Here is a 12,991-nt window from a genome sequence, read left to right on the forward strand (position 1 = left end):
GCCTCATGCGCGAAGCCCCGTTCCTCCTCATCGGCGAAGGCACCAGCGAGATCCAGAAGACCATCATCAGCCGCGGCCTGCTCAAGGAATACGGGATCAGCTGACCTGCACCCGGACGTGCACCGCCGGGGTGCCGTCCGGGTCCACAGTGGACAGCGACAGGTCGGTGCTGCCCCGCACCTGGGCCGGCTGCCCGCAGAACAGCGGCCGGAGGTTGCGGTGCCGCACCTCGCGGACCGGACCGGCGTCGCGCAGGCGGACGGTCTCCAGCAGCGACAGGGTCATCAGCGGGCCGTGCACCACCAGGCCCGGGTAGCCTTCCACGCCGGTCGCGTAGGGCAGGTCGTAGTGGATGCGGTGACCGTTGGCGGTCGCCGCGCTGAACCGCATCAGCCGCATCGGGTCGGTGCGCAGCGTCCACTCCCCCGCCTCGGGCCCTGCCGTCAGCAGCGCCCCCGCGAGGTCCCCGGCCGGCTCCACCACGACGCCGGCCGCGGGCTCGGCGGGTGCGGCCGGGCGGCGGTACACGATGTCCTGGGTCTCCACGACCGCGAGCACCCCGTCCTGGCGGACCAGCCGGGTCTGCACGGTGGACAGCACGAACTCGCCCTGCCGGCCGGACTTCGACTCGCTCGACAGCAGCTCGACCGTGCGGTCGACGGTCGAGCCGACGGTGAGCGGGGCGAGCAGGCGCACGGTGCCGCCGGCGAACATCCGGCGCGGGAAGCCGGGCGGATGCGGCGGTGTCACGTGCCGCGGATGGCCGTCGGGGCCGGTGTCACCGGCCGCGGGCCAGGTCGGCAGCGCGACCCAGTGCCACAGCGGCGGCAGCGGGTCGCCGGGGGCCGGCGCCGGCAACCCGTCGTCGAACAGCGCGGCGAGGGCCCGCACCGGACCGGCTCGCAGGACCACCTCAGGCATTGGCACCGTCCCCGGACAGGTCGAGCAGGCGCCGGGCGCGTTCCACCACCGGCCGGTCCACCATACGGCCGTCGACGGTCACCACCGCGGCCCCGCCCTCCGCCGCCGCCACGACCCGCGCGGCCCAGGCGAGCTCTTCCGGCGCCGGCCGGAACGCCTCGGTGACCACCGGCACCTGGCGGGGGTGGATGCACAGCTTGCCGGTGAACCCGAGGCCGCGCGCGTACGCGGTGTCCGAGGCCAGCAGCGCCGCGTCGGACAGGTCGGTGGTCACCCCGTCGATCGGGCCCGGCAGCCCGGCCGCCGCGCTCGCGAGGACCAGCGCGGCGCGGGACGCGGCGAGCGCCGGGCGGTCCGCCGGGTCGACGCCGAGCTGCGCGGCCAGGTCCAGGTGCCCGAACGCGAGCCGGCGCACCCCCGTGGCCCGCGCGATGCGGCCCGCGTCGAGCACCCCGGCGGCGGTCTCGACGAGCGCGATCACCGCGGCCCACCGGCCCAGCGCGCCGATCGCCGCCGGGTCCTCCGCCTTCGGTACCATCACCGCGGCGTCGTCCACAGTGGACATCATGGCGAGGTCGGCGTCGTGCCACTCGGTGCCGGCGCCGTTGATCCGCACGACGGCGCGATGGCCGGCGGCGAGCCACTCGCGCACCGCCGCACGGGCGGCGGGTTTGTCGGGCGGGTGGACGGCGTCCTCGAGGTCGATCACGACGAGGGCGCCGGTGGCCGCGGCCCGGTCGAAGCGTTCGGGCCGGTTGCCGGGCACGAACAGCACGGCGCTGCCGCCCCTCATGCCGGCACCTGCGCGCGGAACCAGTCGGCGACCGCGTCGGGCCCGGCGAACGTGACCGCCGGGTCCGCGGCCAGCTCGTCCACGACCCCGAAGAGTCCCCCGACGCGGTGCGGCACGCCGAGCAGGTGCGGGTGCATGGGCAGCGCCAGCACCCGGGCGCCCCGCTCGGCGGCCTCGGCCTTGAGCACCGCGACGGTGTCCCGCAGCCGGCGCACGTATTCCGGCATCGGCTGGTGCTCGACCGCGACCACGACGCTGTCGTTGAGCTCCAGGTTGTACGGCAGGGCGAGCAGCGGCGGATCGGTGCTCATCCACAGTGGATGGTCGGCGAGCGCCCAGTCGAGCACGTACTGCACCCCCAGCTCGGCGAGGACCTGCGGGGTGCGGACGGTCTCCGCCAGCCCGGGCCCCATCCAGCCCCGCGGCCGCCGGCCGGTGCTCGCGGTGAGCAGTTCGAAGGACTCGGTGATCGCGGCGCGTTCGTCGGCGGCGCCGGTGAGCGCCTCCTGCCGCACGCCGTGCGCGATGAAGTCCCAGCCGGTGTCCAGCAGCAGCTCGAACACGGCCGGGTAGTCGGTGTGCACGGCGGCGTTGACGCTCAGCCCGACCGGCAGGTCCCGTTCGGCGAAGCCGGTGACGAGCCGTTCGACGCCGGCCCGCAGCCCGTACTCGACCCAGCTGTAGTTGGGCACGTCGGGGACGTTGTCCTTGCCGTGCGGCGGGGTGAGCAGCTTGCGCGGCATCGGCCGGTCGAACGGCCACGACTCCACGTTGAGCACGGGCATGACGATCAGCGTGCCGCCGCGCAGCCCGGTCAGCCGCGGCAGGTCCGCCGGCAGCCGGTGCGGTATCCAGGTCATGATCGCCTCCGTTACCGGGTCTGTCCGCCGTCGACGGTGACGCAGGTGGCGACCAGGTGCGCCGCCCGCGGGGAGAGCAGGAACGCGGCGGCCGCGGCCACGTCGTCGGGCTCGGCCGGGTGCCCGGCCGGGATCTGCGCGGCGAGGGTCGCCGCCGCGGTGTCCTCGTCGACACCAGCGGCGGCGGCACGGTGGGCCAGCAGGGCGGCGTACCGGCCGGTGCGGGTCGGGCCGGGGTGCAGCCCGACCAGGCCGATGCCGCGGGGTGCGAGCAGCCGGCCGGTGCTGGCCACGAGGCCGGCGAGCGCGGCGTTGATCGCGGTCGAGGTGACCATGCCGGGCGGCGCGTCGGCGGCGGCGTTGCCGGCCACGACGACGATGCGGCCGCCGTCCATCAGCGCGGCGGCGGCGCGTACCGCACGGACCGAGGCGAGGAACTTCGTGGTGAACGCCACCTGCCAGGCGTCGTCGTCGATCTCGTCGAACGTGCCGATCGGGGTGGAGCCCACGCACGCGAGCAGCCCCCACAGCGGCCCGTCGACCGCGGCGACCAGCTCGGCGATTCCTGCGGGCGCGGTCATATCGGCCGCGACGACGGCGACCTGCGGCGAGCCGGCGGCGCGGGCCTCCTCGGCCACCGCGGCGAGGCGGCCGGCGTCGCGCGCGGCGAGCACCAGCCGGGCGCCCTCGGCGGCCAGAAGCAGGGCGGCGGCCCGGCCGATGCCGGCACCCGCCCCGGTGACGGCGATCAGGCGGCCGGTGAGTCGCAGGTCCATCAGGCTTCCTCCCACAGGGCGACGAGCTCGGCGGTGGTGCAGACGGTGGCGTACCGGTGCCGGGCCGTCTCCAGCGCCGCCTCGTGCAGCGGCACCGACCACGAGCCGCAGGCGTCCTCGGGCAGCACGACGTAGTAGTCGGCGCTGAACGCCTCCCGCGCGGTCGCCTCGACGCAGACGTTGGTGGACACCCCGGCGCACACGACGGTGCGCACCCCGGCGGAGCGCAGCACCAGGTCGAGGCTGGTCCCGGCGAAGGCGCTGTAGCGGTACTTCTGCACCACCACGTCGTCCCATCCGGGTGCCAGCTCGTCGATGATCTGCTGCCCCCAGCTGCCCTGCACGCACAGGTCGGTGACGGAGAACGTGGCCCGCGACCGCGCGTCGAGCCACGGGCCGGAGTCGCTGGCGTGGCCGGGCAGCGTGGTGTGCTGCGCGTGCACGATGAGCAGGCCGGCGCCGCGGGCCGCGTCGAGCAGGCGGCGCATGGCGGGGATGACGCGGCGGCCGTGCTCCAGTGAACGGCCGCCGCGGGTCGCGGTCTTCCCTGCCGGGTCGAGGAAGTCGTTGCACATGTCGACCAGCACCAGCGCGGTGTGCGCGGGGGCGGCCTTCGCGGCGAGGGTGCCGAGCACCTCCGGCGCGGTCACGCCCGCACCGCCCGGAACAGGGCGTCGGTGTCCAGCCGCAGCGCGGCCTGCCACAACCCGGCCGCGCCGTCCTCGCCGAGCACCGGCGCCGCGAGGAGGGTGAACTTGGCGGCGAGCTGCTCGTCGGTCATGGGCGCGTCGACGCTGCCGGTGGCGTGCTCGACGGTGAACGTACGGGTGACGCCGCCGCGCAGCCACACCTGGGTGCGGCAGGCGTCCTTCGGCATCGCCGGGTCGGTGACCGCCTCGACCGTCCGGCGCAACCGGACCACCTCGGGGTCGGTCGCCCGCGCGTCGGTGTACTGCGCCGGCCCGGCGCCGCCGTCGATCAGCCCGACGGCGAAACAGTGGTAGACCGAGAACTTGCTCTGCAGTCCCGTGTGGGGCTCCTGCACGCCCATCACCTCCAGCACGACCGGGCGCACGGTGACCACGACCCGCTCCACGTCCTGGGCCCGCAGCCCGGCCTCGTGGCCGGCGATCGCCGTGTCGATCACCGGATGGCTGACGATGCCGCAGCTGTACGGCTTGAAGGCGTTGCGCTCGATCTCCCACTCGCTGCCGAGCCCGGCGAGGGCGGCATCGGCGTCGTAGGCGGGGCTGAACGCGTCGCCGAGGCCGCCCGCGCCCCCGAACGCGTCCGCGGCGCCGGTGACGCCGGCCCGGGCCAGCAGCGCCGCCTGCAGCCCGCCGGCCGCGGAACGACCGGCGTGCAGCGCCTTGGTCATCGAGCCGAGCTGTTCGGTGACGCCGGCGGCGAGGGCACCGGCGATGGCGAGGGCGTGCCGGGTCTGCGCCGCGCCGAGGCCGAGGATCCGGGCGGCGGCCGCGGCGGCGCCGACGTGCCCGGCGGTGCCGGTGACGTGCCAGCCACGGTCGAAGTGCCCGGTGCCGAGCGCGACGGCGGTCCGGCTGCCGATCTCGATGCCGGCCACCACCCCGGCGAGGATCTCGGTCCCGGTGGCGCCGGTGGCCGCGCCCGCGGCGAGGGCGGCGGCGACGACCGGGGCGCCCGGGTGCAGCACGGTGCGCAGGTGGGTGTCGTCGAAGTCCTCGACGTGCATGGCGTATCCCATGAGCAGCGCCGCGCCGTACGCCGACGCGGTGGCGCCCTGTCCCAGCACCGGCACGGCGCCGCGCAGGCCGAGGTCGTCGAGGGCGGCGGCCACGGTCCGCACCGCGGGGTGCCCGCCGGCGTCGACGGCGAGCCCGACGACGTTGGCGACGGCGCGGCGCCCGGCGTGCCTGGCGGACTCGGGCACGGCCGCGAGATCGAGACCGGCGCCGAACTCGGCGAGCCGCGCCGCGAGGTCGGCACCCGGAGCCCCGGAGGCGGGTGCCGGCGCGGCGGCCGGAGCCGGCGACGCGGCGGGTGACGCGGCGGCCGGGGCATCGTCGAGGACGGTCCAGGTCACGCCGAAGCCGTCGAGGAGGTGCTCGGCGGCGGTGCGGTCGCCGTAGCCGGCGAGCAGCCCGCGCGGGCCTTCGAGGGCGGTGGGCGAGGCGGTGAGACCGTGCTTCGCGAGGGTGGCGGCGAGCACCCCGGCGGCCGAGGCGAAGCCCGGGGTGAGGTCGCCGAGCGGGGTGCCGTCATGCACCCGGTGGCCGCAGGTGAGGCTGGCGGCGATGCTGACGGCGGTGGCGAGCCGGTCGTGGTCGGCGCCCCGGGCGAGGGCGGCGGTGGCGGCGGCGCCGAGGACGCCGGCGCTGCCCGCCGGGTCCCACACCGCCGTGTGGCCGGGGCCGAGCGCGGTGTGGAGCCGCCAGGCCAGTTCGGCGCCGACGAGTGCGGCCACCGTGGCCCGCTCGGCGTCCTCTGTGCCGTCCAGCGCTCCGGCGCAAACCCGCCAGACCCACGCGCCCGGACCGTTCACCACATCCGCCGCACCAGGCACATCCGGCGCACCCGGCGCACCGGTCAGCAGCGCGGCCGTGAGCGCGTCGCTGCCGTCGTCGGTGTATCCGGCCGGGTATCGGGCGGCGGCCGGGTCCGGTGACAGCGGGCGGGCCGCGGCGAGAGCGCCCTCGGCCCGGGAGCGCACGGACGGCTCGACGCCCGAGGTGCGGACCCGCAACGCGAGCCCGGCGAACGATGACGCGAACACGACCGCCCCCAGTCTTCGACTAAAGTGCCTAAGTAAGGTTAACTACTTAGGATCACCAAGTCCAGGCCGGGTAGATCACGTCGTCAGGCCGTGGCGTCGGCCCTGACCTTGCGCGCCTTGGCGGTCCGGGCCGCGGGGCGCTCCGCCGCCGCGCCGGAGCCCGGCATCAGGCTCGCCCGCAGGCTCTCGCCCACCGGCGATCCGCTCTTGATGCCGACGAAGAACGCGAGGACGACGAGCGCCGCCTGCCGCTGGTCGTCGCTGAGCTGGCGGTGGAACAGCGCCGCGTGCGCCTGCACCTGGTCGTTGATCTCGGCCAGCACCGGCGCGGCGGCGTCGGTGGCGACCACCCGGGTCATCCGCCGGTCCTGGTCGGTGCGCTGCCGCTCCACCAGGCCCTGCCGCTCCAGGTCGCGCACCAGCCGCGAGGCGAACGCCGGCACCACGTCGAGCCGCTCGGCGAGCTGGCTGACGGTCAGCGGCTCGTCGGCCACCCCGAAGATCTGGATCAGCGCCTGATGGGCGAGGGGATCGAAGCCGTGCTCGCGGGCCGCGTCGTCGACGATGCGGATCACCTTGCGGATCACGTAGCGAGCGGTGGCGACCGCCTGCACGTAGGTCTTCTGGTCGGTGGCCTCGGGCTGGCCGCTCTGCTCCCAGGCCGCGAGCGCGATCTCGGTCTCGTTCACGTGGGTCCCCTCGGATCAGCCCGGTTAGGGCCTCAAGTATAGCACTAGGAATAAGTACTCAGGATCATTATGCTGGCGGCCATGGTACCTCCAGCACAGTTCCGCGCGAAGTGGGGCGTCATCATTCCGTCGACGAACATCATGGTCGAACACGACTTTGCCATGTTGTGCCCGTACGGTGTGACCTTCCACGCCGGCCGCGCATACATCGCAAAACCGTCGATGGCCTCGGACGCCGACGCCAAGGCGCTGCTCGACCAGATGGACGCCTCCTTCGGGGCGGCGCTGCGCGACGTGCTCACCCTGCGCCCGGACCGCATCGTCATCGCCATGTCGGCCGAAGTCATGCGCCGCGGCGTCAAGGAGGGCGCGGAATTCGTCGACGACGTCGCCCAGCGGGCCGGCCTGCCGGTCAGCACCGGCCCGGACGCGGTCATCGCCGGGCTGCGGCGTCTCGGTGCGACCCGCATCGGCCTGCTGACCCCCTACCAGCCCGAGTCGGACCGGCTCACCACACAATACTTCCAGGACTGCGGCTTCGACGTCGTGCACGCCGAAGGACTGCGCTGCACCTCGGCCACCGACATCGCCGAGGTCACCCCCGACCGGATCGTCGCCGGGCTGCGCGGGCTGGCCGGCCACGGCGTCGAGGCGCTCGTCCAGGTCGGCACCAACCTCGGCGCCGTCGCCCTGGCCGCCGAGGCGGAGCGCTGGCTGGGCGTGCCGACCATCGCGATGAACGCGGCAACCGTGTGGCACGCGCTGCGCGAGTCCGGCATCACCGACCAGCGCCCCGACGCGGGGTTCCTGCTGCGCGACTACTGAACCGGGGTATGAAGCCAGCGTTTCGAGGTGGCGTACCACGGAAGGGCCGCCACCTCCGCGCGCTTCGGACCGCGGGCCGCGGCGGCGCGTTCGGGGCCGTCGAGCACGTCGAGGTCGGCGAGGTCGTGCAGGACGAAGCAGTTGCGCTCCCCCGCCGGCACCTCGGGCGCGTGCAGCCGCCGGATGCGCAGCCACGACGGTGCCGCGAGCAGCAGCGGGGAGTGTTCGGTGTCGTACCAGTCGTCGAAGCGCCCCAGCTCCGAGGGTGGCACCGCGAAGGCGACCATCAGCAGGAACGCGCCGCGGCCGGTGCCGGAGTCGGCGCGGACGGTGCAGGTGAGACCGCCGGGGACCGCGCCGGGCAGCAGGGCCAGGCCCTCGCCCGACTCGTCGGTCCAGCGCTCCCCCGGCGGCAGCGCGGCGACCGGGGCGCGCAGCAGCGTGACGGTCACCAGCGGGTCCTCATGTTGACCGCCTTCACCTCGGCGTAGGTGTACAGCTCGTCCAGGGTCTCCTCGCGGCCCAGGCCGCTGTCCTTGACCCCGCCGAACGGCATGCCCCAGTAGTGCCGGCTCACGTCGTTGACCCACACGTAGCCGGTGTGCAGGCCACGCACCACGCGCATCGCCTGCCGCAGGTCGTTGGTCCACACCGCGCCGGTCAGCCCGTAGTCCACCGCGTTGGCCGCGGCCAGGACGGTGTCCACATCGGACCAGCGCAGCATCGACAGGACCGGGCCGAAGATCTCCTCCCGGGCGATGCGCATCCGCGGCTCGACCCGGTCGAACAGCACCGGCGGCAGGTAGGCGCCGCCGGGCAGGTCCGGGAGGCCGCCCTCGTACACCGGGCGGGCGCCTTCCTGCTTGCCCGCCGCGACGAATCCGGCCACCCGGTCGCGGTGCGCCGCGGACACCAGCGGTCCCATCGTCGTACCGGCGGCGTAGGCGACCCCGGGGACGAACCGGCCCAGCCGGTGCGCCACCGCCTCGACCACGTCGTCGTGGACGTCCTCGTGCAGGAAGACCCGCGACGTGGAGCCGCAGGACTGCCCGCCGCAGCTGTCCAGGTTCATCCCGGCGACGACCGCGTCGGCGACCGCGTCCACCGGCGCGTCCGGGAAGACGATCATCGCGTTCTTGCCGCCGAGCTCCAGCGACACGTGCTTGACCGCGTCCGCCGCGGCCGCCCGCTGGATCGCCAGGCCGGTCGCCACGCTGCCGGTGAAGCCGATCCGCCGCACCGCGGGGTGCCCGACCAGCGCGGCGCCGGCCTCCGCGCCGCCGGTGACGACGGTGAACACCCCGGCCGGCAGCACCTCCTGCGCGATCTCCGCCAGCCGCAGCGCGGACAGCGGTGTCTGCTCGGCGGGCTTGAGCACCACGGCGTTGCCCATCACCAGCGGCGGCAGCATCGCCTTGATGGCGAAGTAGGCCGGGTGGTTGTAGGCGACGATCCGGGCCACCACCCCGAACGGCTCGTACTCGGTGAAGTGCAGGTCCTGCGGGTCGATCGGCACGGTCGTGCCGCCGGTCATGCCGGCCACCGCCGGCCAGGTGACGAACTGGTGCAGGCAGCGCTCGACGTCGCTGAGCATCGCCTGGAACGGGTTGCCGCCGTCCATCGCGTCGAGCATCGCCAGCTCGTGCCGGTGCTCGCGGACCGCGGCGCCGAGCGCTTCGAGGAGCCGGCGCCGGCCGGGCACGCCGAGGTCGCGCCAGGCGGGCTGGGCGGCCGCGGCGGCACGCACGGCGGCGTCGACCGTCGCGGCGTCCGCGACGGGCACGTCGGCGAGGCGCTCGCCGGTGGACGGGTCGACGGTCGGCGCCGTGGCCAGGCCGGCGACGGGCGCGCCGCCGATGTGGATCCGCGGCGGATGCGTGGCCAGGCGGTCCCTGACGGCCGGTGCGTCGATCAACGGTCTCCTCCGAGGGTCGTGGCGCGCTCGCCGAGCAGCGCCGCCCAGCGGGCGCGTACCGCGGCGCGGACCTCGGCCGGCACGTCGGCGACCACCCCGCGCTCCGGATCCGTGCCGAGGGGGCGGGTCGCGTCGATGCCGAGCTTGGAGATGGTGCGCCCGACCGACATCGGGTCGACCGGGTTGGACTTCATGCCCGGCACCACGAGCACGTCCTCGTGCGCCCGCATCCGGGTCGCCACCGCCCACTCGACCTGCCGGGCGTCGGCCGGGTCGATGTCGTCGTCGACGACGGTGACGTGCTTGATGAGGTCCTGGCAGGTGAACGCGGCGAGCATGGCGAGGCGCGCCTCGCCGGGGCTGCGCTGCTCGATCGACAGCACCGCGTGGAAGCGGCAGCTGCCGGCCTCGGTGAGCACCACCCGGCGGGTGCCGGGCACGACCGCGCGGACCGCCCGCAGCAGCGTCGCCTCCCGGGCCACCGCGCCGGTGACCAGATGCTCCGGATGGTTGCCGCCGACGATCATGCTCAGCCACGGGTCCCGGCGGTGGGTGATCGCGGTGACCCGCAGCACCGGGTTGTCCCGCAGCGGCGCGTACAGGCCGGGGAACTCGCCGAACGGCCCTTCGGGGGCGGTGTCGCCCGGGTGCAGCTCGGCCTCGATCACGATCTCGGCCTCGGCGGGCACCAGCACGTCGACGGTGCGCCCGCGCACCATCCGCAGCGGTTCGCCGAGCAGCGCGCCGGCCGCGTGCGCCTCGTCGAACGGCACCAGCAGCTGCGAGGCGGCCACCACGGCCGGGTGGCAGCCGAGCGCGACCGCGACCGGCATCGGCTTGCCGCGCGCCCACCACTGCTGCAGGAACTGCCACGAGTGGGTGGGCGCGAAGTTGACGCCGAGCCGGTCCGGGCCCTGCACCTGGAGCCTCGCGATGGCCAGGTTCTGCCGGCCGCCGTCCGGTGGGGAGCACAGCAGCACACCCGCGGACAGGTACCGCCCACCGTCGCGTTCGCTGATCGCCGGGATCGGCAGCAGGCCGGTGAGGTCGACGCCCTCGCGGATCTCGACCTCCTGGCACGGCGCCTCCTCGCGGGGCACGACCCGCGGCGCGACGGGGGTGTCGAGCGCGGCGGCGATCACCTCGCCGAGCCGGTCGTCGGGCACCCCGAGCACGCAGGCGAGCTTGTCGCGGGTGTTGAGCAGGTTGCCGACCAGCGGCACCCGGTAGCCGGGCACGTCGGCGAACCGGACCGCCGGGCCGTGCGCCAGCTCCCACAGCACGGCGGCCGCCTCGTACTCCCAGCTCACCGGCTCGGTGACGGTGACGGCCCGGCCGTGCTCCTCCAGGGCGGCGAACGCGCTGCGGAGGTCCTGCGCCACCATCAGCCGCGGGCCGCGTCGAGCGGACCGGCCGGGTCCTTCAGGCCGCCGAGGTCGTAGCTGTCCAGCATGGTGTCCACCAGCTTGCGGCCCGCGCCGAAGTCGTAGGCGTCGTACATCCGCATCTTCACCACGAACGGGGCCCCCGCGTAGAACATCTCATACTGGTGGTGGCGGCTGGCGAACTCCGAGCCGACCATGTCCCACACCAATTTCAGCAGCTTCACCCGCTCCACGGCCGGGAAACCCGGCGACTGCACGAAGCGGTTGACGTCGGCGGCGATGGCCGGGTTGGCGAAGTCGTTCGCCGAGGACGGCAGCTGGATCAGCCCGCCGCCGCACAGGTCGCGGATCATCACCAGCAGCTTGGAGTACAGCTCGGGCTGCAGCGTCATGTTGGCGAAGCACTCCGCGCGGCCGGGCCAGGCCACCCCGTGCTCGTCGACGACGGCGTGCTGCTCCTGGGCGAGCACGAGGCCGGCGACGGTGGCGACCTGCGCGGCCATCTCGCCCAGCGCCCCCTTGACCGGGGGAAGGTTGACCGAGCCGTTCATCTCCGCGACCCGGTGCGCGAGGCCGGCGAGGAACTCCAGCTTGGTCCAGAAGCGGATCTGCGCCTGGTTGTTGCCCAGCAGGTGCCCGGCGGTGGCGAACCACTGCTTCTTGACCACGTCGAGGTTGCGGTAGGCGAAGACGTGCTCCCAGGGCACGAAGACGTCGTCGTACACGAGCAGCGAGTCGGTCTCGTCGAAGCGGGCGCTGACCGGGTAGTCGAACAGGCTCGACGACGCGGCGGCGTAGGAACGCCGGGCGTAGATCTTCACGCCGGGCGCGCCGACGGGGATCATCGCGGCGAGCGCGTGCGCCTCGTCGCCGGGCTGCAGCGGGGCGATGTTGCTCAGGTACACGTAGTCGGAGATCGCGGTGCCGGTGCCGAGCATCTGCGCGCCGCGCACCACGATGCCGCCGTCGCGCTCGGCGACCACGCCCGCGTAGAGGTGCGGGTCGGCCTGCTGGTGCGCGGGCTTCGAGCGGTCGATCTGCGGCGGGAGGATCGTGTACGTCATGTACAGGTCCTCGTCGCGGGCCTTGGCGTGGAAGTCCGTGAGGTTGCGGGCGAAGTGCTCACCGCCGGCGGCGAAGACGTGGGCGTGCCCGGCGAACCCGGCGAGGAACCCTGCCACGTGCTCCGGCCCGCGGCCCATCAGCCCGTAGGTCTGCTCGGCCATCGTCTTGAGCGCGATCCGGCGGCGGGTCAGGTCGGCCGCCGAGCGCGGGATGAGATGTGCCAGGCTCACCGGCTCACCCGTCGTGGGCGAGGCGAACGTGAGCTGGTCGCGGTTGGCCTTGTCGTCGACGGTGTCGTAGAGGGCCGCGACCGAGCGGACGGCGCCCTTGAACGCCGGGTGCCGGGTGATGTCGCCGACGAGCTCGCCGTCGATGAACACCTGCCGGCCGTCGCGCAGCCCTTCGAGATACTCTGCGCCGCTGCGGGTCATCGGGGACTGCCGTTCGCGGTGAGCGGTGCGGTCAAGGACATGCGCGTCATCTCCTGTACGTGCGGTTCGGCTGGAGACAGGTCGTGGTAGCCGCGCCGGTAGTGCACCAGCGGGCCGGTGCCCGGGTCGGCGGTGGGGGCCAGGCCGATCCCCCGCACCCGGCCCACGACGACGTGGTGGGTGCCGGCCGGGAAGTGCCGGTAGGTCTCGCAGTCCACGAACGCGAGCGACCCGGCCACCGCCGGCGCCGTCCACTGTGGAGCGGGCAGGAGCCAGTCCGGGGGCAGGACCTTGGTGCCGCCGGGACGGGAGCAGTAGTCGGAGATCGCCTGACCGCCGGCGCCGAGGAGGTTGACCCCGAAGTAGCCGGAGCGCAGCACCCGCTCGTACGTGCGGGTGGCGCTGTGGATGCAGATGAGCACCAGCGGTGGCTCCGTGGACACCGAGCTGAACGCGGTGGCCGTCATGCCGACCGGGTCGCCCTGCGCGTCGTGCACCGTGATGAGCGTGACCCCGGACGCGTAGCGGCCCATCGCTTCCTTGAAACTCTCCGGCGTGCAGCCGGCCGGCGTCATC

The 12,991-nt window shown here is 74.5% G+C and carries 13 protein-coding genes; 1 reads left to right on the plus strand and 12 read right to left on the minus strand.

Going from position 1 to position 12,991, the window contains the following annotated elements:
• Positions 1-96 precede the first annotated feature (96 nt).
• The 7 genes from ACZ6TV_RS27370 to ACZ6TV_RS27400 form a co-directional block, all read right to left on the minus strand.
• Positions 97-921 (minus strand): HTD2 family dehydratase, encoded by an 825-nt coding sequence (locus ACZ6TV_RS27370; RefSeq protein WP_465300134.1) that lies wholly within the window; start codon positions 919-921, stop codon positions 97-99.
• Positions 914-1,714, minus strand: coding sequence for an HpcH/HpaI aldolase/citrate lyase family protein (locus ACZ6TV_RS27375; RefSeq protein ID WP_465300135.1), 801 nt, complete (start codon positions 1,712-1,714; stop codon positions 914-916). The genes ACZ6TV_RS27370 and ACZ6TV_RS27375 overlap by 8 nt, the downstream gene beginning before the upstream one ends.
• Positions 1,711-2,574 (minus strand): polysaccharide deacetylase family protein, encoded by an 864-nt coding sequence (locus tag ACZ6TV_RS27380; RefSeq protein ID WP_465300136.1) that lies wholly within the window; start codon positions 2,572-2,574, stop codon positions 1,711-1,713. The genes ACZ6TV_RS27375 and ACZ6TV_RS27380 overlap by 4 nt, the downstream gene beginning before the upstream one ends.
• Before the next feature lie 11 nt (positions 2,575-2,585).
• Positions 2,586-3,350 (minus strand): SDR family NAD(P)-dependent oxidoreductase, encoded by a 765-nt coding sequence (locus ACZ6TV_RS27385; RefSeq protein ID WP_465300137.1) that lies wholly within the window; start codon positions 3,348-3,350, stop codon positions 2,586-2,588.
• Positions 3,350-4,000: a cysteine hydrolase family protein gene (locus ACZ6TV_RS27390; protein WP_465300138.1), complete on the minus strand. Its 651-nt coding sequence runs from the start codon at positions 3,998-4,000 to the stop codon at positions 3,350-3,352. The genes ACZ6TV_RS27385 and ACZ6TV_RS27390 overlap by 1 nt, the downstream gene beginning before the upstream one ends.
• Positions 3,997-6,105, minus strand: a complete 2,109-nt coding sequence (locus tag ACZ6TV_RS27395; protein ID WP_465300139.1) for an MmgE/PrpD family protein — start codon at positions 6,103-6,105, stop codon at positions 3,997-3,999. Before ACZ6TV_RS27395 ends, ACZ6TV_RS27390 begins: the two co-directional genes overlap by 4 nt.
• An 83-nt stretch (positions 6,106-6,188) precedes the next feature.
• Complete coding sequence (locus ACZ6TV_RS27400) at positions 6,189-6,794, minus strand: MarR family winged helix-turn-helix transcriptional regulator (RefSeq protein ID WP_465300140.1); 606 nt, start codon at positions 6,792-6,794, stop codon at positions 6,189-6,191.
• An 81-nt stretch (positions 6,795-6,875) separates the two neighbouring features.
• Between ACZ6TV_RS27400 and ACZ6TV_RS27405 the strand changes: the two genes are divergently transcribed.
• Positions 6,876-7,619, plus strand: coding sequence for a maleate cis-trans isomerase family protein (locus ACZ6TV_RS27405; protein WP_465300141.1), 744 nt, complete (start codon positions 6,876-6,878; stop codon positions 7,617-7,619).
• Here ACZ6TV_RS27405 and ACZ6TV_RS27410 read toward each other — a convergent pair.
• From ACZ6TV_RS27410 to ACZ6TV_RS27430, 5 genes are read right to left on the minus strand one after another with little or no spacing between them, the layout of a single operon-like run.
• Positions 7,613-8,071: a hypothetical protein gene (locus ACZ6TV_RS27410; protein ID WP_465300142.1), complete on the minus strand. Its 459-nt coding sequence runs from the start codon at positions 8,069-8,071 to the stop codon at positions 7,613-7,615. The genes ACZ6TV_RS27405 and ACZ6TV_RS27410 overlap by 7 nt on opposite strands.
• Positions 8,068-9,534, minus strand: coding sequence for an aldehyde dehydrogenase family protein (locus ACZ6TV_RS27415; protein ID WP_465300143.1), 1,467 nt, complete (start codon positions 9,532-9,534; stop codon positions 8,068-8,070). Before ACZ6TV_RS27415 ends, ACZ6TV_RS27410 begins: the two co-directional genes overlap by 4 nt.
• Complete coding sequence (locus tag ACZ6TV_RS27420; protein ID WP_465300144.1) at positions 9,531-10,919, minus strand: UbiD family decarboxylase; 1,389 nt, start codon at positions 10,917-10,919, stop codon at positions 9,531-9,533. The genes ACZ6TV_RS27415 and ACZ6TV_RS27420 overlap by 4 nt, the downstream gene beginning before the upstream one ends.
• On the minus strand, positions 10,919-12,415 hold the full coding sequence (locus tag ACZ6TV_RS27425) for a 4-hydroxyphenylacetate 3-hydroxylase family protein (protein ID WP_465300145.1): 1,497 nt from the start codon (positions 12,413-12,415) through the stop codon (positions 10,919-10,921). The genes ACZ6TV_RS27420 and ACZ6TV_RS27425 overlap by 1 nt, the downstream gene beginning before the upstream one ends.
• On the minus strand, positions 12,412-12,990 hold the full coding sequence (locus ACZ6TV_RS27430; RefSeq protein ID WP_465300407.1) for a flavin reductase family protein: 579 nt from the start codon (positions 12,988-12,990) through the stop codon (positions 12,412-12,414). The genes ACZ6TV_RS27425 and ACZ6TV_RS27430 overlap by 4 nt, the downstream gene beginning before the upstream one ends.
• Position 12,991: the final 1 nt, after the last annotated feature.

It is taken from the genome of Dactylosporangium sp. NPDC051087 (assembly GCF_055586325.1).

Coding starts and splice junctions, on each gene's coding strand:
- ACZ6TV_RS27375 (WP_465300135.1), bottom strand. CDS start 1,714: ATGAGGGGCGGCAGCGCCGTGCTGTTCGTGCCCGGCAACCGGCCCGAA.
- ACZ6TV_RS27380 (WP_465300136.1), bottom strand. CDS start 2,574: ATGACCTGGATACCGCACCGGCTGCCGGCGGACCTGCCGCGGCTGACC.
- ACZ6TV_RS27425 (WP_465300145.1), bottom strand. CDS start 12,415: ATGACCCGCAGCGGCGCAGAGTATCTCGAAGGGCTGCGCGACGGCCGG.
- ACZ6TV_RS27430 (WP_465300407.1), bottom strand. CDS start 12,990: ATGACGCCGGCCGGCTGCACGCCGGAGAGTTTCAAGGAAGCGATGGGC.
- ACZ6TV_RS27385 (WP_465300137.1), bottom strand. CDS start 3,350: ATGGACCTGCGACTCACCGGCCGCCTGATCGCCGTCACCGGGGCGGGT.
- ACZ6TV_RS27370 (WP_465300134.1), bottom strand. CDS start 921: ATGCCTGAGGTGGTCCTGCGAGCCGGTCCGGTGCGGGCCCTCGCCGCG.
- ACZ6TV_RS27405 (WP_465300141.1), top strand. CDS start 6,876: ATGGTACCTCCAGCACAGTTCCGCGCGAAGTGGGGCGTCATCATTCCG.
- ACZ6TV_RS27420 (WP_465300144.1), bottom strand. CDS start 10,919: ATGGTGGCGCAGGACCTCCGCAGCGCGTTCGCCGCCCTGGAGGAGCAC.